Raw genomic sequence first — 21,125 nt, forward strand, 5'->3', positions numbered from 1 at the left:
CTTACAGCTTGCCGCGGATGCCGATCTTGATGGTGCGGCCGTCGTACTTGGCGTAGTCCATGCGCGTCTTCTTGCCGCTGCCGTACTGGCCGGTGGCGTCTTCGAAGTAGTCGTAGCTCAGCGTGTTGGACAGGTTCATCGCATCAATGCGCAGTTCCAGCATGTCATTGATCTTGTAGCTGATGTTGCCGTCCAGGTAGCCGCGCGCCGCGCGCCAGCGTATCAGGTCGTCGCCCAGGTTGCGCGGGTTGTCGCCATGCAGCGAGCGGCCCTTGTAGTTGTACGACAGGCGCACCGCCAGCGGACCGTTCTCGTAGTAGGCGGTGGTGCTGTAGGCGTACTTGGGCACCGAGTTGACCTGGATTTCCTTGCCCGCATTGGTGATCCATTTGGCGCTGTTGAACGGATCGATGTGGGTGTAGCTGGCCAGCGCGCCGAAGCCCTTGAACGGCTCGGGCAGGAAGGTGAAGGCCTGCTGGTAAGCCAGCTCGTAGCCCTTCAGCGTCTGCTGGCCGGCGTTGGTGTAGCTGCGCAGCGTCATCGGCAGGTTGGGGTCCACCTTGCCCTGCGCGTTCTGGAAGATCGCGCCCAGCGCCGTGTCCGGCAAGCCGAGCGCGCCGAAGGTGGTGTTGGTGGTGTTGGCCACGGTGGCGTCGGTCAGGTCCTTCTTGAAGTAGGCCGCCGACAGCAGGCTGCCCGGCTGGAAGTACCACTCCAGGCTGGTGTCCATATTCTTCGACTGCTGCGGACGCAGGCCGGGATTGCCGGCCGTGGCCGTGTTGTCGAAGGGATTCGGGATCACGGTCTGCGCGGCAATGATGGACAGCGAGGCGCGGCTGATGGTCTTGCCCCACGAGGCGCGCCACATCAGGTTGTCCGTCACGTCGAAGGCGGCGCTGAAGGCCGGCAGCAGGTTGTGGTAGGAACCCGACTCGCTGTTCGGCGCATAGGTCAGGCTGGCGCCCTGCTGCTTGAAGTTGTCGATGTCGGTCTCGGTGCGCGAGTAGCGCACGCCGGCATTGAAGCGCAGCTCGTGCTCCATCACCTTGCCGATGAAGTCGGACTGCACGAAGCCGGTGGTCACTTTCTCGCCCGCCGTGAAGCTTTGCGCCGGCGTGAAGGCCGATTCCACGTTGTAGGCCAGCGGATCGAAGGTGGAGTAGGCGTAGTCGCGCGTGAAGGTGCCCCAGGAACTCGGCCAGCCGGCGCCCATGTCCAGATTGCCGATCGGCAGCTGCGTGGTCATGCCGCTGCGGATGCCGGCCGTGCCCAGCTGGTTCATCTTGGCCTTGGCGGCCGAAGTGCCGTTGCGCTTGTTGATGCCCTTGGTGGTATCCACATAGCTGACGCCGGCCTTCAGGTGGCCCTTCCACTCGCCCGGCAGCTGGTAGTCCCAGTCGGCGATCAGGCGGCCCTGCTTGGCCTTGTCGGTCTCGCGGGTCCAGCCGGTGCCGATGTCGAAGCCCTGGTAGTTGTTCAGGTCGGTGTAGCTGGCGGTCGAGGACATGGACGGATAGACATGGTCGCTGCCGTAGTCGATGGTCGAGGTCACGCCGAAAATCTGGCCGGACAGGGTGTCCTGGTAGCTCAGCGCCTTGCTGTTGTTGCTGCTCAGCTGGCCGCTCAGCACCAGCGTGTCGCTGACGGTCCAGCGACCGTTCAGCGAGGCGTAGCCGAACTTGGTCTCGTCTTCGCTGTAGGTGACGCCGCTGCTGTAGGATGTGTTGCCGAAGGTGCCGGTCAGCAGGTTGGTTTCCGGGTCCACCTTCACGCCCATCGGCACGAAGCCGTTGTGGCCGGCCTGGCCGGCGGGCGCGGCCGGGTTGGTGGTCTTGCTGTTGCGCACCAGCAAACCGAAGTACATTTCGTCGCGCGTGTTTTTCAGCTTGGAGTACAGCGTGTCCAGGCTCAGGTTCAGGCCGCCGCTCTTGTATTGCAGCGACGACACCAGGCCGTCGCGCGTGCGGTCGTTGGCCGAACCGTAGAAGCGGTAGATGCGGGGCAGCAGGGCGTTGTCCACCTGGTCGCGCGTCAGGCCGCCCAGGTTTACGCGCGGATCGTTGTAGTCCAGCGTGACGGCGAAGTTGCCCTTGACCGGATTCATGCTGCCGCGCGCCGAGCTGTTGTAGCCGCCGGTGGCTTCGAAGCCGGAGCGGTTGTTCACGCTGGACGAGTGCGCCGCGCCGATCAGGAAGCCGATGTCGTTCCAGGTGTTCGAGTACAGCGCGAAGCCGCTCGGGTCGGCCTTCTTCGACATGGTGTTGTAGGACTCGGACAGCGCGTAGCGCACGGTGCGCTTCGGATTGTCGAAGGGGCGCGGCGTCTGCAGGTCGACGATGCCGCCCAGGCCGCCTTCGGTCAGCTCGGCCAGCGGCGACTTGTAGAAGTCCACGCGGCCGAACAGCTCGGAGGCGAACACGTCATAGTTGAAGCCGCGCGCGGCCGAGCCGATGGTGCTGGTCGAGGTGGTGTTGACGGGCGCGCCGTTCAGCGTGGTCACCGAATACTCGGTGGGCAGGCCGCGGATGGAAATGCGCTGGCCTTCGGCCGAGCTTTCGTCGCGGTTCAGGATCACGCCGGGCACGCGTTGTAGCGATTCCGCCACATTGGCCTCGGGGAATTTGCCGATGTCTTCCGCCACGATGGAATCGCGCACGCCGATGGCCTGCATCTTCAGATTCAGTGCTTTTTGCAGGCTGGAACGGAAACCGGTCACCACCACGGTATTGACTTCCGGTACGGCTTCCGGCGCCGTTTCCCCGCTCTGTTGCGCCATCGCAGTGCCCCCGTACGCGGCGGCCAGGGCGGCTGGCAGCAGCGCGGCCAATATTTTCTTATTCATGTGCTCCTCCAAGTGAACGACAGACAGACCATCTCCCGGGTACTTTTGATTTTGTTGTCAGTACCGTATGGTCACGTTACCACCTACCTGGGCGCGATGCGACCAGTGTTTTGCTCAACTTTTTGATCAATGTGTTAAACGATTGATTTTTATAATGAATTTTTTATTGGAACGAAGATATCGCATGTGGTATCGTGACCACATTGCATACCAGCGGTGAGACAACATGGGGAAAACCAGCAAACTGAGCGAAGTGGCCAAGATCGCCGGCGTGTCGCCGATTACGGCGTCGCGCGCGATACGGGGCAACGGCTACGTGTCCGAAGCGGCGCGCACGCGCGTGATGGCGGCGGCGGCCCAGCTCAACTACACGCCGGACATGCTGGCGCGCCGCATGCGCGGCGACAAGAGCAAGCTGATCGGCGTCTTCGTCAACAACTACGGCTCGCTGGTGCTGCACGAGATCACCAAGGCCATCAGCCAGGAGGCGCGCCGCATCGGCTACGACATCCTGATCTTCAACGCCGAGCGCTTCGACGGCCCCGGCCGCGCGCCCACCTGCGACATGCTCAGCAAGCTGTGCGACGGCCTGCTGCTGCTGCTGCCCAAGGGCGACGACGGCTACCTGGACGTGATCGAGCGGCAGCGCATTCCCGCCGTCTTCTTCAGCTTCGACGCGCGCGACGTGAACGTGCCCGTGGTGGCGGTGGAAAACCGCCAGGCCGCGCGCAGCGCGGTGGATCACCTGATCGGGCTGGGCCACCGCCGCATCGCCTTCATTGCCGGCTCCAGCGGCACCGGCCAGAGCGCGCAGCGCCAGGTCGGCTATACCGAAGCGCTGGCGGCGGCCGGCTTGCCGGTGCTGCCGGAACTGATGGTGGAGGGCGCTTTCGTGCAGGCTGGCGGCTACGCGGCCACGGAGAAGCTGCTGGCGCTGGCGCAGCGCCCCACCGCCATTTTCGCGGCCAACGATGAAATGGCCTTCGGCGCCATCGACGCCATCCATAGCAAGGGCCTGAAGGTGCCGGGCGACATTTCCGTGATGGGCTTCGACGACATCCCTACCGCCGCCGGCGTGTTTCCCACGCTGAGCACCATGCGCCAGCCGCTACCGGAGATGGCCGCGCGCGCCGTGGGCGAAGTGGTGCAGATGATAGAAGGCGCGCCGCCGGCCTCGAAAAAGATCGCCTTCCCGATGGCGCTGGTGGTGCGCAATTCCACCGGCCCTGCGCCTGCCGTGGCGGCCTGATGTCCGCCGACGGCGCAGCGCTGCCAGCCGCACCGCCCGGGCGCAGCCCGGGCGCCGTGCTGCCGCTGAGCGCGGCCGGCCTGTTCGCCATCGGCTGCTGGCTGATGCTGGGCGACCTGGGCATTGCCATGCGCGAGCGCGTGGCCTTGCCCAGCGGGCTGGAACTGCTGCGCCGCAACGCCGCTTCCGACACCACCACCTCACTGCTGCTGGCCACCGTGCCGGCCGTGCTGAGCGTGCTGCTGGTGCCCTTCATCGGCTACCACTCGGACCGCTTCCGCAGCGCCTGGGGCCGGCGCCGGCCCTTCTTGCTGGTGATCGCGCCGATCGGCTGCGCGGCCATGCTGGGGCTGGCGCTGTCGCCGGTGCTGGGTGCCTGGACCGACACCATGCTGGGCGCCCGCTCGCCCGGCGCGCGCATTTGCAACCTGGGCTGGTTCTGCCTGTTCTGGACCCTGTTCGAATGCGCCGCCATCAGCGCCGCTTCGCTGTTCACCGGCCTGGTCAATGACGTGGTGCCGCAAGGGCTGCTGGGGCGTTTCTTCGCCGGCTTCCGCATCGTCGGCCTGAGCCTGGGCATCGTCTTCAACAGCTGGGTGTTCGCGCTGACCGACCATTACCTGGCCGAGATCCTGGCCGCCATCGGCGTGGTATTCGCGCTGGCCATCCTGGTCATGTGCGCCACCGTCAAGGAAGTCTGCCCGCCCGGCGCGGAGCCGGCGCCGGCCCCGCGCGGGCGCTGCACGCTGCTGGTGCCGCGCGCCCACATCCTCGAATGCTTCCGCTACCGGCCCTATCTGTGGATCGTGGCGGCCTTCATGTTCGCCTGCGTCACCTTCAGTCCTTTCAACACCTTCTGCCAGTACTATGCGCAGATGATGGGCATCTCCAAGGCCGCGCTGGGCAGCATGACGGCCCATGGCTATATGTTCTCGATCGCGTCCGCCTTCGGCGTGGGCTGGCTGGCGGACCGCTACGGCGCGCTGCGCGTGTCCACCGTGTTCATGGGCATGTACTGCGCGGCTGCCGCCATCGGCTACCTGACGGTGCGCGATGAAGGCAGCTTCCGGGTGTTCTACATGGCGCACATCATTATTTCGGGTGCTTACTTCACTGCGGCCTCGTCCATGCCGATGGCGCTGTTCCCGCGCGCCCGCTTCGTGCAGTACAACTCCACCAAGGATTTGATGGTCGTGTTCGGCAACATCCTGGTGAGCAGCGCGCAGGGACCCATCCTCGACTGGTCCGGGCATGACTACCGGCTCACCATCCTGAGCGGCGCTGCCTGCGCGCTGCTGGCGATTGTTTGCCTGCTGCGGCTGCGGCGGGTTACGCACGCGCCGGGCGCGTGCTAACCCGCCCTACGCCCCTGGGCGAACGCGAGCCCGCGCCCATTTCCCATTGGAGCCTAGGCCCGTAGGGCGGGTTAGCCCATCGGGCGTAACCCGCCGGCCCGCTAATTGTTGCCGTACTCGTAGCCCCCGCCGCTGCCGTCGGTGACGGTCACGCGCTTGCCCATCAAATACGTCCTCTCCACGGCGCGGTCGTCGCCCAGCGTCTGCAGCACGAACAGCTTGTCCTCGATGCTGCCGGCGCGCTGCATGCGGAAGCGCAGCAGGTCGGTGGCGTTCGGATTGAGCACGATGAAGTCGGCCTCGTTGCCGCTCTTGAAGCTGCCGATCTTGTTGTCCAGGTCCAGCGCCCTGGCGGCGCCCAGCGTGGCCAGGTAATACGCTTTCAGCGCGGTCAGCGGGCGCTGCTGGTCCGGCGTGTCGCTGAAGGCCTTGTGCAGCTGGATCGCCTTGTAGGCTTCGTTCATGGTCTGCAGCGCCGAGAAGCTGGTGCCGGCCCCCACGTCCGTCCCCAGGCCCACGTTCACGCCGTAGGCCTCGGCCTTCTGCAGGTCGAACAGGCCGCTGCCCAGGAACAGGTTGGACGTGGGGCAGAAGGCGACGGCGGACTGCGTTTGCGCCAGCGACGCAAATTCATCGTCGCGCAAGTGCACGCCGTGCGCGAACACCGAACGCTTGCGCGACAGGCCATAGCGGTTGTACACGTCCAGGTAGCCGCTCGATTCAGGGAACAGTTCCTGCACCCACGCCACTTCGCCCTTGTTCTCGGACAGATGGGTGTGCATGTAGACGTCCGGGAATTCCTGCAGCAGGCGGCCCGCTTCGGTCAGCTGCTCCGGCGTGGAGGTGGGCGCAAAGCGCGGCGTCACCGCGTACAGGGCGCGGCCCTTGTTGTGCCAGCGCTGGATCAGCGCCTTGCTGTCGGCGTAGGAAGCGGCGGGCGTGTCGAGCAGCCAGGACGGCGCGTTTCGGTCCATCATCACCTTGCCCGCGATGATACGCATATTGCGCGTTTGCGCTTCCTCGAACAGCGCATCCACCGACTGCGGATGCACGGTCCCGAACACCAGCGCGGTGGTGGTGCCGTTGCGCGCCAGCTCGTTCAGGAACACCTTGGCCACGCTTTTCGCGTACACCTTGTCGGCGAACTGCCGCTCGGTGGGGAAGGTGTAGGTCTCCAGCCATTGCAGCAGCTGCTGTCCGAAGGAGCCTATCATTTCCGATTGCGGATAGTGCACGTGGCTGTCGATGAAGCCCGGCATGATCAGCTTGCCGGAATAGTCCACCACGTTCACCTGCTGGTAGTTGCTCAGTATTTGCGACGCGGGGCCGACGGCTTTCACCTTGCCGTCCGCGCCCACCAGCAGCACGCCGTCCTCGTAGTACTCGTAAGGGTGTGCGCTGGTGGCCGGGTCCGCAGTGAAGTGCAGCACGGAGCCGCGATAGGCCGTGCTCTGGTACTCGTACTGATTCTGGTTCTGTGCGGTTGCCGGTAAGGCCGGCGCGAGCGCGGCGGCCAGGACTGCGACTGCTATCTTCATAAAAGTCTCCGTATAGAAATTATTTCGGCAGAGGTATATGCCGGAACAGAATCTAAAAGGAGGCTTTGGCCCGTACTATACGCAGCGGGCTATGTGGCTATTTTTTCTTCCCGCTTGCATACCAGGCGCAAAACGTCCAGATAACCGGGCGGCGCTTGCACCGCGCCGCGCGCGCGCGCAGCATGGCGTGCATGGCCGGCAGGCGGTGGTAGGGCACGGCGGGCATCAGGTGGTGTTCGATGTGGAAGTTCACGCGCAGCGGCGCCACCGTGGCGCGCGCCAGCAGGCCGGCGCGCGTGGTGCGGGTGTTGCGCAGCATGTCGGTGCTTTGCTCGGTGCACGCGTGTTCGGCCATGGAACGGATGCGCATGTACAGGCCGTACGTGGTGAGGTAGGCGCCCACCCAGGCCAGGTACAGCCAGGCGTGGCCGGCGGCGGCCAGCACGCCCAGCAGCACGGCGTGGAAGGCCAGGTATTTCCACATATTGCGCGCCGCGTCGCGCGCATAGTCATGCCAGCGGCGGCCTTGCTGCGGCAGGCGTTCGATGTCGTTCGCCACGGTCCAGCGCAGCAGGCCGAGGTGCATCAGCAGCAGGCCGTATTCGCGCTTCAGGCCGGAGATGCCGCACAGGTCGCGCAGGAATTTGCGGGCCAGCGAGGCGCGCGTGGTGGGGAAGGGTGCGGCCAGGCTGAGGTCGGTGTCCTCCCCGGTGCCGGTCTTGCTGTGGTGGATCAGGTGGTGGCGCTTGTAGCGCTTGATGTCCACGTTGATGGGGCTGCCGCATACATAGTCGGCCAGTACCTCGTTGAGCCAGCGGCGCTTGAACAGCGTGCCGTGGGCGGCGTCGTGCATCAGGATGGCCAGGCTGAGCTGGCGGCCTCCCAGCACGGCCAGCACCGCCAGCCACATCAGCGGGTGCGGCTGCCAGGCCAGCAGCACGAAGCACAGGGCGATCACGCCCCAGGTGAACAGGACGGCGCGCCAGCCGGCCCAGTCCGAGCGCTCGGTGAGCAGGGCGATTTCGTCGCGGTTGAACAAGTCGCTGAGTTTGCGGCGCGGGGCAGTTTGCATGGGATGCTTCCTCAATTGAAGGCGATGCGCATGATGGCGGCGGTGGCTTCCTGCTGCAGTTCGGCCAGTTCCTCATGCTTGGGGCGGGTGTCCGACAGGAAGATCATCAGGCCGATGATTTGCGACACGATCAGCGCGCCGCGGATTTCGCACTGGGCCGGCGTCATGTGCGGCGCGATGTCGCGGATCAGGTTGCGCGTGGTGCGGCGCGCGCGCGTCAGCATGCCGTCGAACATGTCCGACGCGTAGGGATGGCGGTTGGCCAGCGCGGCGATTTCGAAGAACAGGCCGCTGGAAATCTGGTCGCGCAGGTCGTCCAGGAAGTAGTCGATAATGGACTGGAACACGGCCATGCCGGATTTGTCGCCTTGCTGCAACAGGCGCTCGTCCACGGCGGCCTGGTAGCCGTCAAACGTCTGGTTCAGCAGCGCCTCCAGCAATGCTTCGCGGCTGGGGTAGTAGTGCTGCACGGTGGACAGGCTGCTGCCCAGCCGCTGCGCCACGCTGCGCATGGACAGCGCCGCGTAGCCCTCGGTGCCGAGCAGTTCGCGGGCGATCGCCAGGATGGCGCCGGCCCGTTCCTGGCCCTTGGATGTGGTGTGGGATTCCTTGCGCTGCGTCGTCATGGAGATTGCTTTCATCCTCAAAATAGGTCAACATACCTAGAAAATATAGGTCATGTGACCGAAAAACACAAGGAGACTGAGATGATTCCCCGCACTTTGTTCACGGAAGAACACGACATGCTGCGCGCATCGGCGCGCCGCTTCATGGAGACCGAAGTGCTGCCGCACCACGAGCGCTGGGAAGAGCAGGGCTATGTGGACCGCGAGGTCTGGCGCAAGGCCGGCGCGGCCGGCTTCCTGTGCGCCAGCATGCCGGAGCAGTACGGCGGCGCCGGCGCGGACCAGCTGTACAGCGTGGTGCTGATCGAGGAACAGGCGCGCGTCAACGCCACCGGCCTGGGCTTCGGCCTGCATTCGGAAATCGTGGCGCCCTACATCCTGCACTACGGCAGCGCGTACCTGAAGTCGCACTACCTGCCCAGGCTGGCCACCGGCGAGATGGTGGGCGCCATCGCCATGACGGAGCCGGGCACCGGCTCGGATCTGCAGGGCGTGCAGGCCACGGCGATCCGGGATGGCGAGCATTACCTGCTGAACGGCTCCAAGACCTTCATCACCAACGGCTGGCATGCCGACGTCGTGATCGTGGTGGCCAAGACCGACCCGGCGGCCGGCGCCAAGGGCATCAGCCTGTTCGTGGTCGATACCGCCATGGCCGGCTTCTCGAAAGGCAAGCGCCTGAAGAAGGCCGGCATGAAGGCGCAGGACACCTCCGAACTGTTCTTCGACAACGTGCGCGTGCCGGCCGCCAACCTGCTGGGCGAGGAAGGGCGCGGCTTTTCCTACCTGATGCAGGAGCTGCCGTGGGAGCGCCTGCAGATCGCCATCATGGCGGTGACGTCGGCCCAGGCGGGCCTGGACTGGACCCTGGAATACACGCGCGAACGCAAGGCCTTCAAGCGCGCACTGGCGGAGTTCCAGACCGTGGCGCACACGCTGGCCGAGATCAAGACCGAGATCACCTGCATGCGCGTGTTCGTGGACCGCTGCATCGAGCTGCTGCTGGAGAAGAAACTGGACGCGGCCACCGCGTCCATGGCCAAGCTGGCCGCCACCGAGATGCAGTTCAAGGTGCTGGACCGCTGCGTGCAGCTGCACGGCGGCTACGGCTATATGTGGGAATACCCGATCACGCGCGCCTGGGCCGACGCCCGCGTGCAGCGCGTCTACGGCGGCACCAGCGAGATCATGAAAGAACTTATCAGCCGCAGCCTTTAAACCGGAGCCAACACATGGAAGCATACATCTACGACGCCGTGCGCACCCCGCGCGGCAAGGGCAAGAAGGACGGCTCGCTGCACGGCGTAACGCCGATCCGCCTGGCCGAAACGGCGCTGCGCGCCATCGCCGCGCGCAACGCGCTCGACACCGCGCAGGTGGACGACGTGGTGCTGGGCTGCGTGGAACCGGTGGGCGAGCAGGGCGCCTGCATCGGCCGCATCGCCGTGCTGGCGGCGGACTACGCCGAGAGCGTGGCCGGCGTGCAGATCAACCGCTTCTGCGCCTCCGGCCTGGAAGCGGTGAACATGGCGGCCGCGCAGGTGATGGCCGGGCAGTCCGACATGGCCATCGGCGGCGGCGTGGAAGCCATGTCGCGCGTGCCCATGGGCGCCAGCGGCTGGGCGTGGCCGGTGGACCCGCAGGTGGCGTTCAAGACCCACTTCGTGCCGCAAGGGATATCGGCCGACGCCATCGCCACGCTGCACGGCTACAGCCGCGCCGACGCGGACGCCTACGCGGCCGAGAGCCAGCGCCGCGCGCACCACGCGCAGCAGCAGGGCTGGTTCGACGGCAGCGTGGTGCCGGTGCTGGACCGCAACGGCCTGACCATCCTGGCGCGCGACGAATTCATCAAGCCGTCCACCACGGCGGCCTCGCTGGCCGCGCTCAAGCCGGCCTTCGCCGACATGGGCGAGCAGTTCGGCTTCGACGCGGTGATCCGCATGCGCTACCCGGAAATCGAGCAGATGCAGCACATCCACCACGCCGGCAACAGTTCCGGCATCGTGGATGGCGCGGCGGCGGTGTTGATCGGCAACCGCGCGGCGGGCGAGCGCGCCGGCCTGAAGCCGCGCGCGCGCATCCGTTCGTTCGCCTCCATCGGCTCCGAGCCGTCCATCATGCTCACCGGCCCCAGCTACGCAGCCGAGAAGGCGCTCAGGCGCGCCGGCATGAGCGCGGCCGACATCGACCTGTGGGAACTGAACGAAGCCTTCGCCTCGGTGGTGCTGCGCTTCATGGACGTGCTGTCCGTGCCGCATGACAGGATCAACGTGAACGGCGGCGCCATCGCCATGGGCCATCCGCTGGGCGCCACCGGCGCCATGATCCTGGGCACGCTGCTGGACGAAATGGAACGCCGTGGCGTGTCCACCGGCCTGGCCACGCTGTGCGTGGGCGCGGGCATGGGCACGGCCACCGTCATTGAACGCATTTGAGGAGCAGCGCATGATTAACGTGAATATCGACGCGGCCGGCATCGCCACGCTGAGCTGGGACATGGCCGGCCGCAGCCAGAACGTGCTGGACGCGGCCAGCTGCCAGATGCTGTGCGACCTGATCGACGAGGCAGTGGAAGACGCGGCCGTGAAAGCGGTGCTGATGACGTCCGCCAAGCAGGACTTCATCGCCGGCGGCGACCTGGAATGGCTGCTGGACACGGACGACGCGGGCGTGCTGTTCGAGCGCGTGATGCGCTTGCACCGCGCGCTGCGCAAGCTGGAGACCTGCGGCAAGCCGGTGGCCATGGCGCTGCCGGGTTCCGCGCTGGGCGGCGGGCTGGAAGTGGCGCTGGCCGGCCACTACCGCGTGGCGGCGGACCATCCGAAGGCGCGCTTCGGCCTGCCGGAAGTGACGCTGGGACTGCTGCCGGGCGGCGGCGGCACGCAGCGCCTGCCGCGCCTGATCGGCATCCAGAAGGCGCTGCCGCTGCTGCTGGAGGGCAAGCGCCTGAAGGCGGCGGACGCGCTGAAGGCCGGCATCCTGCACGCGGTGGTGGCGCCGGGCAGCGAGCAGCAGGCCGCGCGCGCGTGGCTGCAGGAGGCCGTGCTGGCCGCGCCGTCCGGGCGCGCGCAGCAGCCGTGGGACGTCAAGGGCTACAAGGTGCCGGGCGGCGCGGTGGCCTCGCCGGCGGTGCAGCAGGCCATCATGGCGGCCAACGCCATGGTGCACGCCAAAACCTGGGGCAATTACCCGGCGCCGCGCAACATCCTGTCCTGCGTCTACGAAGGGCTGATCACCGACATCGACACCGGCCTGATGACCGAGGCGCGCTACTTCGCGCAGACCGTGCTGTCGCCCGAAGCGAAAGCCATGATACGCACCCTGTTCTTCAGCATGGGCGAGGCGAACAAGCTGGCCGCGCGGCCGGCCGGCGTACCGCAGCAGAAGTACGCCAGGGTCGGCGTGCTGGGCGCGGGCATGATGGGCGCCGGCATCGCCTATGTGGCCGCGAAGGCGGGCTTGCAGGTGGTGCTGGTCGACCGCTCGCAGGCCGACGCCGACAAGGGCAAGGCGTATTCGCGGGCGTTGCTGGAGAAGCAGGCGGCGCGCGGGCAGGCTACGCCGGAGCAGGCGGAGACGCTGCTGGCGCGCATCAGCGCCACCACCGGCTACGCGCAGCTGGCCGGCTGCGACATCGTCATCGAGGCGGTGTTCGAGGACCGCGCGCTGAAGGCCTCGGTGACGGCGCAGGCGGAAGCGCTGCTGGCGCCGGACGCCATCTTCGCGTCCAACACGTCCACCCTGCCGATCAGCGGCCTGGCCGAGGCGAGCGCGCGCCCGGCCAATTTCATCGGCCTGCATTTCTTCTCGCCGGTGGACAAGATGCCGCTGGTGGAGGTCATCGTCGGCAAGCAGACCAGCGACGCCACGCTGGCGCGCGCGCTGGACCTGGTCAAAGCGCTGGGCATGACGCCCATCGTCGTCAACGACGCGCGCGGCTTCTACACGAGCCGCGTGTTCTCCACCTATGTGCTGGAAGGGCTGGCCATGCTGGCCGAAGGCGTGGCGCCGGCGCTGATCGAGAACGCGGGCTTGCAGGCCGGCATGCCGGTGGGGCCGCTGGCGCTGACGGATGAAGTGTCCAGCGAGCTGATCGTCAAGATCGACCGCCAGACCCGGCTCGACCTGGGCCAGGCTTACCGGGGCCGTCCGGGCCACCAGGTGGCGGCGCGCATGGTGGAGCTGGGCCGCATCGGCAAGAAGGCCGGGCAGGGTTATTACGATTATCCGGAGGGCGGCAGGAAGCGCCTGTGGCCGGGCCTGGCCGGGCACTTCCCGCGCGCGGCCGCGCAGCCGGACGTGGCGGCATTGGTGGAACGCCTGATTGCGGTGCAGGCGGTGGAAACCGTGCGCTGCATGGAGGAGGGCGTGCTGACCACGGCGCGCGACGCGGACGTAGGCGCCATCCTCGGCTGGGGCTTCCCGGCTTTCCGGGGCGGGCCGCTGAGCGTGGTGGACCGGGACGGCGTGGCCGTTTTCCTGGCGCGCTGCGAACGGCTGGCTGCTGCGCATGGCGAGCGCTTTGCGCCGCCGGCTTTGTTGCGCTCCATGGCGGCATCGGGCAAAAAATTCTACGGTAGCTGAGCCCGCATCCTGTAGCATTGTCATTTTGCCAGCAAGGCGCCTTCGCCATTCTTTCCATGATCTTGCAAAACGACGTGCCCGCGCGCCGCTCCGCGCTCATCTTGATCGCCGCCTGCGTACTGGCGGCACAGCTTGCCTTGCTGGCGTTGAGCATGCCGCTCAGCAAAGTGCTGAGCGGCGAGCACAGCTATTACATCGATCATCCGTACCATGTGTACCAGTTGGAGATGGGCCGCGAACTGCTCAAGCAGGGGCGGCTGACCGGCTACGACACCTCGCTGGGCGCGGGCCATCTGGGTGGCGCCAATGAAAACCTCAGCGCGCGCGGCGCCGTGATGCTGGCGGCAGTGCTGCCTTCCTCGCTGCCGGCCGGATTGGTCTATACGCTATACGTGCTGGTCTGCTCACTGTGCGGGCCGCTGGCGGTGGTGTTGCTGGCCGGCCTGCTGCGCTGGCCCGCGCGCATCGCCGCGCTGGCCTCGATGCTGGGGCTGGTGTACTGGTGGGTGGGCGCGCTGCGCTGGTATCACTCGGCGGGCATGGCGAGCTTCGTGTTCTGCTGCTATGCGGGTGTGCCGTACGCGGCCTGGGTATGGCAGCTGTGCAGCGCGCCGATGGTGCGCAGGCGCCTCACTGTCGGCCTGGCGGCGGCAGGCCTGCTGGGCGGGGTGGGCATCTGGCTGCATCCGCTGTTCCCGGTAATCGCGGGCCTGGTTTTCATCGGCTACGCGCTAGGCTCGGGCGAGCGCCCCGCGCTGCCCCGCCTGCTGGTGCGCGGTGTGGCCGTGGCCGTTGTCGCATTGCTGGTCAACTTACCCTGGCTGGCGGTGCTGCACGGCCGGCACGACATCTCGGCCAACGTGCTGGCGCTGCACCCCTACCAGAAAGTGGTGGGCCTGTTGTTCGCGCTGAAGCCCGCGCTCGGCATATGGGGCGCCGATTCCCAGGGCATGCCGCTCAATCCGCTGCTGTTGCTGGCCTGCGCCGCCGGCGCTTGCTTCCTGCCCGCCGCGCAGCGGCGGTGCATGCTGCCCTTGCTGCTGAGCGGCTTGCTCCTGCTGGCGTTCGCCGCATTCGGCGCCGCCATTCCCGGGCTGGACCAGGCGCAGCCGAACCGTTTCGTGGCGCCGGCCTTCCTGTGCGTCGCGCTGGCGGCTGCCTACTGCGTCGGCGCCGGCGTGCCGTGGCTGCGCAGCGCCGGCCAGGGTTACCTGAAAATCGCGCTGGCGCTGGGCATGGGGACAGTGCTGCTGTATGCGTGCCGCGAGACGTTGCGCGAAGCGCGGCCCGGGCCGCACGGCCATTACGGTTCGTTGGCGCCGGACCTGGCCGGCCAGCCGCGCATGGTGAGCGAACTGGTTGACTGGCTGCGTAACAACACGACGGCCGGGGGCCGCGTCGCGTTCGAGACCTCACTGGGCCGTGTGCATGGTGGCGGCCACGTGGCGGGGCTGGTGGCGCTGAAGAGCGGGCGGGAACTGATCGGCGCGGGTTATCCGTTTTCGCTGCCGGAGGTGTCGCTGTGGGACCGCAGCGCGTTCGGCAAGCCGCTGCGCGAGCTGACACCGCAGCAACTGTGGCAGGCGCTCGACCTGTACAACGTGGGTTGGGTGGCCGCGCATTCGCTGGAACTGAAGCAGGCCATGGCGGCACTGCCGCAGGCCAGCGCGGTGGCCGACATCGGCCCGGTGCGCATGTACCGGCTGGAGCGGCCGCTCTCCTTTGTAGCAGCGGGACAGGCGCGCATCGCGGGACGCGGCGTGAACCGGCTGGACATCGTCGCTGCGTCCGGCCCGGACCTGGTGCTGCGCTACCACTGGCTGCCGGGCCTGGTGGGCAGCAACGGCGCGGTGCTGGAGGCGGCGCCGTCGGCGCCCGGCTTCCCGCCGTTTATCCGGGTGCGCAACCCACCGGCGGCGTTTACCGTGTCGCTGGCACGCTAAGCCGCGTCACCCGGCCGCGTCACCCGGCCGCGCCGCTCTGGTAGCGCCACGCGTCGCGGCACATCTGGTCGATGGCGCGTTCGGCTTTCCAGCCCAGTTCGCGCTCCGCGCGCGAGGGATCGGCATAGCACTGCGCCACGTCGCCGGGCCGGCGCGGGCCGACCTGGTAAGGCACCGGACGTCCGCTGGCCGCGGCGAAGGCTTGCACCATGTCCAGTACGCTGTAGCCGCGCCCGGTGCCCAGGTTGTAGGTCAGCAGGCCGGGTCCTTGCTGCAGCCGCGTCAGCGTGCGCACATGGCCCAGCGCCAGGTCGGTCACGTGGATGTAGTCGCGCACGCCGGTGCCGTCCGGCGTCGGATAATCGTCCCCATGCACCGACAGCATTGCGCGCTCGCCTGCCGCCACCTGCGCCACGTAGGGCAGCAGGTTGTTGGGCACGCCGTTCGGCGTCTCGCCGATCAAGCCGCTCTCGTGCGCCCCCACCGGGTTGAAATAGCGCAGGATGGCCACCCGCCACTGCGGGTCGGAACGGTACAGGTCGCGCAGCATCTCTTCTATCATCAGCTTGCTGCGGCCGTAGGGGTTGGTGGCCGACAGCGGAAAGTCTTCCGTGATGGGCACGCTGGCCGGGTCGCCGTACACCGTGGCCGATGAGCTGAACACCAGCGTGCGCACCTTGGCCTCGGCCATGGTCTCGAGTAGCACCAGGCTGCCGGCCACGTTGTTGTCGTAATACGCCAGCGGCTGGCTGACCGATTCGCCCACCGCCTTCAGGCCGGCGAAATGGATCACCGCGTCGATGGCGTGCTCGCGGAACACGGCGCGCAGCGCGGCGCGGTCGCGCACGTCGGCCTGCACCAGCGGGAAAGGGCGTCCGGCGATATTTTCCACGCGCTGCTGCACGGCCGCTTGCGCATTGCTCAGGTTGTCGAGCACGACGATGTCATGCCCTTCGGCCAGCAGTTCCACGCAAGTGTGCGAGCCGATGTAGCCCAGGCCGCCGGTGACCAGTATGTTCATTGCCTACCCCAAGTGAGTGCATGTCAGCGGCGATAATAAATTGATATGGTTTTTTTAGCAAACGGCGCCACGGAATCCGCGCAGCAATTCCTGGTCGGATAGCGGTTCGTCCTGCAGGCGGCCGAAGAAATAGAAGCCGGAGGCGGCGTCGTAGTTGCCGCGGTTGTCGTACACCAGGTAATCCAGCCAGCGCAGCGGGTAGGCGGCGAGCAGGCCGGCCAGCTTGAGCCAGCGGCGCGCGCCGGGCCGGTCCGACAGCGCCGCCAGCGCGTAGCGCAGCATCTGCCCGGCGCTAACGCCGGTGCCGGCCGTGGTGCCGCTGCGCAGCTCGGCGAAATGGCGGAACAGGCGCCGGTGGCCCAGATGGGTGAAGCGTGTGAAATCGTATTCACGCATGTGCACCGGCTGCATGAACGGGGTTTCGGCGTACACATAGCCGCCCGGGCGCAGCACGCGGCGGATTTCTTCCACGCAGCGGTAGGGATCGAGCACGTGTTCCAGCACGGCGCATGCCACGCAGGCGTCGAAACTGGCCGCTTCGAAGGGCAGGTCGTGCGCGTCGGCGATGCAGCTGACGTGCTTGCCGAACGCCACGTCGGTATAGAGCGCGTCGCCCGCCACCGTGCGTTCGCCGGCGCCGATGACGAGGATGCGCGCCTGCGGCAGCGTGCGCGAGATGGCGGCCAGCGCGTCGGCCATGCCGAAGTCGCGCCGCGGCGGCTCGGCGTCCATCAGCCGCATCATGGCGCGCCGGTACAGCCGGCGCAGGCCGCTAGTGCGGTCCAGGCTGCCGGCATAGCCGCTGGCGCCGTCGTAGCCGCCGTCCCGGCCAAGGTAGTCGGCTTCACGGAACACGCTGTTGCCGGGGTGGAGCAGCACGGGAATGCCGCGCACCATGGGATAGCTGCGCCCACACTGCGCGCAGTGCCAGTCGGCCAGCGCGGTCTTGTGCACCGGGCAGGCGTAAGCCGGACAATTGCGCGCCTCGTTCATGGTGGCTCCCTTGCGTAGACTCAGGAGTCGACCTTAGCAGGGCGACAGTGGGGCCGTTCTGGGCTGCGTCAAACCTTGTGCAAACAAACGCGCTGAAAAACGTCCAGCAGCAGGCGCGCCTGCTCTTCCATCGAATAGCGTTGCTGCACCGAGGCGCGCGCGGCGCGGCCGACTGCGGCGCGCAGGTCCGGCTCGCGCAGCGCTTCCAGGTAGCGCATCCAGTCTTCGTGGCTGGAGGCCAGGTAGCCGTTCTCGCCTTGCCGCACCAGCGGTTCGTAGGCAGGAATGGGGGTGGCGATGACGGGCAGGCCGACGCACATTTTCATGCTGAGGCGATTTTCCGACTTCACCTGCCAGCTGGGCGCGGCCTGGCCGGGCGCGGCGGCGTGGCCGGTATCGACCGGGATGATGCCGATGTCGGCCTGCCGCATCAGTTCGTACACGCCGCTGGGATGCCAGGCCACGCAGCGGATGCGGCGGTTGGCCAGGAAGCGCAGATAGGTCCAGCCGCGCCCGTGCTCGGCGGCGCGCGCCAGCTGCCACTTCGCTTCGCGCATGCGCTGCAAGGGCTGGCCGGGCGGCCGGTAGCGGCCGACAATGGTCACCTGCAGCCATGGCGGCGGCTCGGCGATCACCGGCAGCCGGTCCAGCTGGGCCGACGTGACCAGCACGGCGCGCAGCGGGTGGGCCGGCGTGGCGCGCCGGTGGCCCCAGTCGCCCTTGTGCACGTCGGGGCGCTCGATGCCGTCGTGCACCACGTGGATCTTGTGCTGCAGCGCGGCCGGGTACAGGCTTTTCAGGAAGGCCGTGACCGTCACGGTGGCGTCGGTGGCGGCCGCCATGGGCGCGTCGACCAGGTCGCACACGCAGTACACAGTGCGGATGCCCGCTGCGCCCAGCTGGCGCGCCAGCGCCACGGCGCTGGCCCCCTGCACCTTTTGGAACACGATCAGGTCGTAGCGGCCGGCCACGATGGCCGGCAGCAGCCCGTCCAGGTTTGGCGTTTCGGTGGCGCTGGCCGGTTCGAACACGATGTGCGGTTCGCAGCCGGCCGCGCGCAGCAGCGGGAACATGTTCAGCGCCGCCACCCGCGTGCTGGGAATGGGCCGGGCCGAGTTGGACAGCAGGATGAAACCGATCTTCACGCCGCGCTCACTTGCCCGCCATGCCCAGCGCCGCCAGCAGGCGCTTGGCGCCGTCGCGCCGGATGCCGAGCGTGCTGGCCAGGGCCAGCAGCGCCGCGCGCGGCTTGCGCGTATGGCGCGCGGCGCTCCACAGGCAGGCGCTGGCGCGCGCGTCGCCATGCACGTACAGCTGGTAGGCGGCCGACCACAGCGCTTCAGCCCAGCGCCGGCGCTGGGCGGCGGCGAGCAGGCCGCTGTTCAGCCAGCGGTCGTGGATCAGGAACAGCGTGTAGCAGTGCGCTGCCGTAGGCCGCACAAAGGTGGTGCGCACAATGGAGGTGGACACGATGCGGTAGTGCGCCACCGGCCCCGGTTCGTAGACGAAGTCGTGGGCGGCGGACAGCCGCAGCCACATGTCGTAGTCCTCGTAGGTCAGGCGCTCGTCGTAGTAGCCGGCGTCGGCCAGCGCCTGGCGCCGTATCAGCGTGGCCATGGCGGGAATGAAATTGCCGTCGGCCAGTGCCGAGAACACCTTGCCGGACGGCGGCGCAAAGCCGGGGCGGTGCTGCTCGATGAAACGCAGCGGCAGCGGCTTGCCTTCTTCATCCATTTGCCAGGCGTCCGAGTACAGCACCGCCACCTGGGCGGGCTGGGCGCGCATGGCGGCCAGCTGGCGCTCGATCTTGTCCGGCGCCCACATGTCATCGGTGGCGATCATGCTGATGAATTCGCCGCGCGCGCTGGTGACTGCTTCGTTGAGCGTGCTGCAGACGCCTGCGTTCCTGGTGTGGCGGATAAACCGCGCGTCCGGCCGGTGTTCGGCCAGCCAGGCGGCAATCAGCTCAGCCGAGTTGTCGCGCGAGCAGTCGTCGGTGACGATCAGTTCGAAATCCTGGCAAGTCTGGGCGCGGATGCTGTCCAGGCAGGCGTGCAGGAAGCGCGCGTGGTTGTAGCACAGGGCGATCACCGTGACGGCCGGGCGGGTTGGGGCTATCATGCTGCCACAGGCGCGCCGGCCGTTATGCCGGTGCAGGCCGCGCGGCAGGCCGCCACCACGGCGGCGCTCTGCTCTGCGCGCATTTGCGGCCACAGGGGCAGACTGAGCACTTGCTGGTGGATGGCCTCGGACAGCGGATAGCTGCCCGCCTGCAGTTGCAGCGCCGCGTATGCGGGCTGCAGGTGTGGCGGTACCGGGTAGTGGATCACGGTGTGCACGCCGTGCTGCATCAGCTCGGCCTGCAGCCGGTCGCGCTGCAGGTGGCGCACCGTGAACAGGTGCCAGACCGGCTCGGCCCAGTCAGGCACGTGCTGCAGCGCCAGGCCGCTGCCGGCCAGCGCATCGCGGTAGTGCTGAGCCAGTTCGCGGCGGCGCACGTTCCACCCGTCCAGCAGGCCCAGCTTTTCGCGCAGGAAGGCCGCCTGCAGCTCGTCCAGGCGCGAATTATGGCCCTGCACCTCGTTCTGGTATTTAACCCTGGAGCCGTAGTTGCGCAGCATGCGCAGCTGCTCGGCCAGCGCGTCGTCGTCGGTGACGATGGCGCCGCCGTCGCCCAGCGCGCCCAGGTTCTTGCCCGGGTAGAAGCTGAAGCCGGCCGCGTGGCCCAGGGTGCCGGTGCGGCGGCCCTTGTAGCGCGCGCCGTGCGCCTGCGCGGCGTCTTCCAGCACGCGCAGATTGCGGCGCGCCGCCAGCGCCATGACGGGGTCCATGTCGGCCGGCTGGCCGTACAGGTGCACCGGCATGATGGCGCGCGTGCGCGGCGTGATGGCCGCCTCGATCAGGTCCGGGTCGATATTCATGGTGCGCGGGTCCGGCTCCACCGGTACCGGCGTGGCGCCGGTATAGGACACCGCCAGCCAGGTGGCGATAAAGGTGTTGGACGGCACGATCACTTCGTCTCCCGGTCCCACGCCCCAGGCCTTCAGCGTCAGGAACAGCGCGTCCAGGCCGTTGCCCACGCCGATGCAGTGGCGCGCGCCGCAGTATGCGGCGAACTCGCGCTCGAAGGCGGCGGTTTCCGGTCCGAGGATCAGGTTGTTGGAGTCGAGCACGCGGCAGTAGGCTGCGTCCAGGCGCGGCCGCAGTTCGGCGTGCATGGCGCCCAAGTCGAGGAAGGGGATCATAGCTGTGCTCCGGTAGGGCTGGTCAGATAAGGGTTCAAATGGCTTATGGCGGCGGCCAGGTCGGCATGGCAGCTGGCGGCGCCGTGCGCGGCCAGCCAGGCCGCGTCGCGCTGGCCCCAGCTGACGGCGGCAAAGGGGATGCCGGCCTGGCGCGCGGCGGCCAGGTCGCTCTCGGTGTCGCCGATGAAGGCGGCCGGCCGCCAGTCGGCCAGGATGGCAGCTTTCTGCGTGCTGGCGCTGAGAGGATCGACCACCCCCACTTGCTCGAAATAGGGCGCCAGCGCGAGGCGCGCCAGCGTGGCATGCAAGCCGTCGTGGTTGCCGCGCGCGGTCAGCAGGCGCAGGGCAACGCCGCCGGCGATCAGCCCTTCCAGCACGCCGGCCACGCCGGGCAGCAGTTGGTCGCCTGCCAGCCACTGCGGCTGCTCCACCGCGGCCAGCCAGGCTTGCGCCAGTTCCGGCAGCCAGGGCGCATCGCCATACTGCGCCGCCAGCGCCGTGCGCGTCGAGGCGCCGGCGCGCTTGCGGCGCCAGAAGGCGGCCGCGTCCAGTGCCGGCTGGCCGCGCTGCGCCAGCAGGGCGCGCGTCAGCGCCACCTGCCGCGCTTCGCAGTCCAGCAGGGTGCCGTCCAGGTCCAGTGCCAGCAAGGTCATT

Annotated in this window: 16 protein-coding genes; 6 read left to right on the forward strand and 10 right to left on the reverse strand. The window is 67.8% G+C overall.

Features of this window, described 5'->3' with window-relative positions:
• Position 1 precedes the first annotated feature (1 nt).
• Complete coding sequence (locus tag ACFJI2_RS27810) at positions 2–2,842, reverse strand: TonB-dependent receptor (protein ID WP_377702751.1); 2,841 nt, start codon at positions 2,840–2,842, stop codon at positions 2–4.
• 226 nt (positions 2,843–3,068) lie between these two features.
• Here ACFJI2_RS27810 and ACFJI2_RS27815 point away from each other — a divergent pair, with 226 nt between their 5' ends.
• Both ACFJI2_RS27815 and ACFJI2_RS27820 read left to right on the forward strand, forming a co-directional pair.
• Positions 3,069–4,091 carry a LacI family DNA-binding transcriptional regulator gene (locus ACFJI2_RS27815; RefSeq protein WP_377702752.1) on the forward strand — a complete coding sequence of 341 codons (1,023 nt, stop codon included), beginning with the start codon at positions 3,069–3,071 and terminating at the stop codon, positions 4,089–4,091.
• On the forward strand, positions 4,091–5,446 hold the full coding sequence (locus tag ACFJI2_RS27820) for an MFS transporter (RefSeq protein WP_377702753.1): 1,356 nt from the start codon (positions 4,091–4,093) through the stop codon (positions 5,444–5,446). The genes ACFJI2_RS27815 and ACFJI2_RS27820 overlap by 1 nt, the downstream gene beginning before the upstream one ends.
• A 101-nt stretch (positions 5,447–5,547) precedes the next feature.
• Here ACFJI2_RS27820 and guaD read toward each other — a convergent pair whose 3' ends face one another.
• The 3 genes from guaD to ACFJI2_RS27835 all read right to left on the reverse strand — a co-directional run bounded on the left by guaD (position 5,548) and on the right by ACFJI2_RS27835 (position 8,682).
• Positions 5,548–6,984 (reverse strand): guanine deaminase, encoded by a 1,437-nt coding sequence (guaD, locus tag ACFJI2_RS27825; RefSeq protein ID WP_377702754.1) that lies wholly within the window; start codon positions 6,982–6,984, stop codon positions 5,548–5,550.
• 97 nt (positions 6,985–7,081) lie between these two features.
• Positions 7,082–8,056: a fatty acid desaturase family protein gene (locus ACFJI2_RS27830; protein ID WP_377702755.1), complete on the reverse strand. Its 975-nt coding sequence runs from the start codon at positions 8,054–8,056 to the stop codon at positions 7,082–7,084.
• Between the two features lie 11 nt (positions 8,057–8,067).
• Complete coding sequence (locus tag ACFJI2_RS27835) at positions 8,068–8,682, reverse strand: TetR/AcrR family transcriptional regulator (RefSeq protein ID WP_377702756.1); 615 nt, start codon at positions 8,680–8,682, stop codon at positions 8,068–8,070.
• A gap of 81 nt (positions 8,683–8,763) precedes the next feature.
• On the opposite strand from ACFJI2_RS27835, the gene ACFJI2_RS27840 reads away from it, so the two are divergent.
• Genes ACFJI2_RS27840 through ACFJI2_RS27855 form a run of 4 tightly spaced genes read left to right on the forward strand, consistent with a single transcriptional unit; the run spans position 8,764 to position 15,212 of the window.
• Positions 8,764–9,900 (forward strand): acyl-CoA dehydrogenase family protein, encoded by a 1,137-nt coding sequence (locus ACFJI2_RS27840; protein ID WP_377702757.1) that lies wholly within the window; start codon positions 8,764–8,766, stop codon positions 9,898–9,900.
• Between the two features lie 14 nt (positions 9,901–9,914).
• The gene (locus ACFJI2_RS27845; RefSeq protein WP_377702758.1) at positions 9,915–11,120 is read left to right on the forward strand and encodes an acetyl-CoA C-acetyltransferase; all 1,206 of its coding nucleotides are present in this window, start codon (positions 9,915–9,917) and stop codon (positions 11,118–11,120) included.
• 10 nt (positions 11,121–11,130) lie between these two features.
• Entirely contained in the window at positions 11,131–13,269 is a 2,139-nt protein-coding gene (locus tag ACFJI2_RS27850) for a 3-hydroxyacyl-CoA dehydrogenase NAD-binding domain-containing protein (protein ID WP_377702759.1), read from the forward strand.
• 56 nt (positions 13,270–13,325) lie between these two features.
• A complete protein-coding gene (locus ACFJI2_RS27855) occupies positions 13,326–15,212 on the forward strand; it encodes a hypothetical protein (RefSeq protein WP_377702760.1) in 1,887 nt (628 codons plus the stop codon).
• 19 nt (positions 15,213–15,231) lie between these two features.
• Here ACFJI2_RS27855 and galE read toward each other — a convergent pair whose 3' ends face one another.
• The 6 genes from galE to ACFJI2_RS27885 all read right to left on the reverse strand — a co-directional run bounded on the left by galE (position 15,232) and on the right by ACFJI2_RS27885 (position 21,124).
• The gene (gene galE, locus ACFJI2_RS27860; protein WP_377702761.1) at positions 15,232–16,233 is read right to left on the reverse strand and encodes a UDP-glucose 4-epimerase GalE; all 1,002 of its coding nucleotides are present in this window, start codon (positions 16,231–16,233) and stop codon (positions 15,232–15,234) included.
• A 54-nt stretch (positions 16,234–16,287) separates the two neighbouring features.
• Entirely contained in the window at positions 16,288–17,226 is a 939-nt protein-coding gene (locus tag ACFJI2_RS27865; protein WP_377702762.1) for a methyltransferase domain-containing protein, read from the reverse strand.
• Positions 17,227–17,294: 68 nt separating this feature from the next.
• Positions 17,295–18,371, reverse strand: coding sequence for a glycosyltransferase (locus ACFJI2_RS27870; RefSeq protein WP_377702763.1), 1,077 nt, complete (start codon positions 18,369–18,371; stop codon positions 17,295–17,297).
• Between the two features lie 7 nt (positions 18,372–18,378).
• Positions 18,379–19,347 carry a glycosyltransferase family 2 protein gene (locus ACFJI2_RS27875; protein ID WP_377702764.1) on the reverse strand — a complete coding sequence of 323 codons (969 nt, stop codon included), beginning with the start codon at positions 19,345–19,347 and terminating at the stop codon, positions 18,379–18,381.
• Entirely contained in the window at positions 19,344–20,471 is a 1,128-nt protein-coding gene (locus tag ACFJI2_RS27880; protein ID WP_377702765.1) for a DegT/DnrJ/EryC1/StrS family aminotransferase, read from the reverse strand. Before ACFJI2_RS27880 ends, ACFJI2_RS27875 begins: the two co-directional genes overlap by 4 nt.
• Positions 20,468–21,124, reverse strand: a complete 657-nt coding sequence (locus tag ACFJI2_RS27885; protein WP_377702766.1) for an HAD family hydrolase — start codon at positions 21,122–21,124, stop codon at positions 20,468–20,470. Before ACFJI2_RS27885 ends, ACFJI2_RS27880 begins: the two co-directional genes overlap by 4 nt.
• Position 21,125 lies beyond the last annotated feature (1 nt).

This window comes from Pseudoduganella sp. UC29_71 (genome assembly GCF_042693265.1).
Lineage (GTDB): Bacteria > Pseudomonadota > Gammaproteobacteria > Burkholderiales > Burkholderiaceae_D > Rugamonas.

Excerpts from the sequence above, each read along its gene's own strand:
- ACFJI2_RS27810 (WP_377702751.1), bottom strand. The coding sequence starts at position 2,842 with ATGAATAAGAAAATATTGGCCGCGCTGCTGCCAGCCGCCCTGGCCGCC.
- ACFJI2_RS27815 (WP_377702752.1), top strand. The coding sequence starts at position 3,069 with ATGGGGAAAACCAGCAAACTGAGCGAAGTGGCCAAGATCGCCGGCGTG.
- ACFJI2_RS27880 (WP_377702765.1), bottom strand. The coding sequence starts at position 20,471 with ATGATCCCCTTCCTCGACTTGGGCGCCATGCACGCCGAACTGCGGCCG.
- ACFJI2_RS27855 (WP_377702760.1), top strand. The coding sequence starts at position 13,326 with ATGATCTTGCAAAACGACGTGCCCGCGCGCCGCTCCGCGCTCATCTTG.
- ACFJI2_RS27840 (WP_377702757.1), top strand. The coding sequence starts at position 8,764 with ATGATTCCCCGCACTTTGTTCACGGAAGAACACGACATGCTGCGCGCA.
- ACFJI2_RS27830 (WP_377702755.1), bottom strand. The coding sequence starts at position 8,056 with ATGCAAACTGCCCCGCGCCGCAAACTCAGCGACTTGTTCAACCGCGAC.
- ACFJI2_RS27845 (WP_377702758.1), top strand. The coding sequence starts at position 9,915 with ATGGAAGCATACATCTACGACGCCGTGCGCACCCCGCGCGGCAAGGGC.
- ACFJI2_RS27865 (WP_377702762.1), bottom strand. The coding sequence starts at position 17,226 with ATGAACGAGGCGCGCAATTGTCCGGCTTACGCCTGCCCGGTGCACAAG.
- galE (WP_377702761.1), bottom strand. The coding sequence starts at position 16,233 with ATGAACATACTGGTCACCGGCGGCCTGGGCTACATCGGCTCGCACACT.
- ACFJI2_RS27835 (WP_377702756.1), bottom strand. The coding sequence starts at position 8,682 with ATGACGACGCAGCGCAAGGAATCCCACACCACATCCAAGGGCCAGGAA.
- ACFJI2_RS27820 (WP_377702753.1), top strand. The coding sequence starts at position 4,091 with ATGTCCGCCGACGGCGCAGCGCTGCCAGCCGCACCGCCCGGGCGCAGC.
- ACFJI2_RS27850 (WP_377702759.1), top strand. The coding sequence starts at position 11,131 with ATGATTAACGTGAATATCGACGCGGCCGGCATCGCCACGCTGAGCTGG.
- ACFJI2_RS27885 (WP_377702766.1), bottom strand. The coding sequence starts at position 21,124 with ATGACCTTGCTGGCACTGGACCTGGACGGCACCCTGCTGGACTGCGAA.
- ACFJI2_RS27875 (WP_377702764.1), bottom strand. The coding sequence starts at position 19,347 with ATGATAGCCCCAACCCGCCCGGCCGTCACGGTGATCGCCCTGTGCTAC.
- guaD (WP_377702754.1), bottom strand. The coding sequence starts at position 6,984 with ATGAAGATAGCAGTCGCAGTCCTGGCCGCCGCGCTCGCGCCGGCCTTA.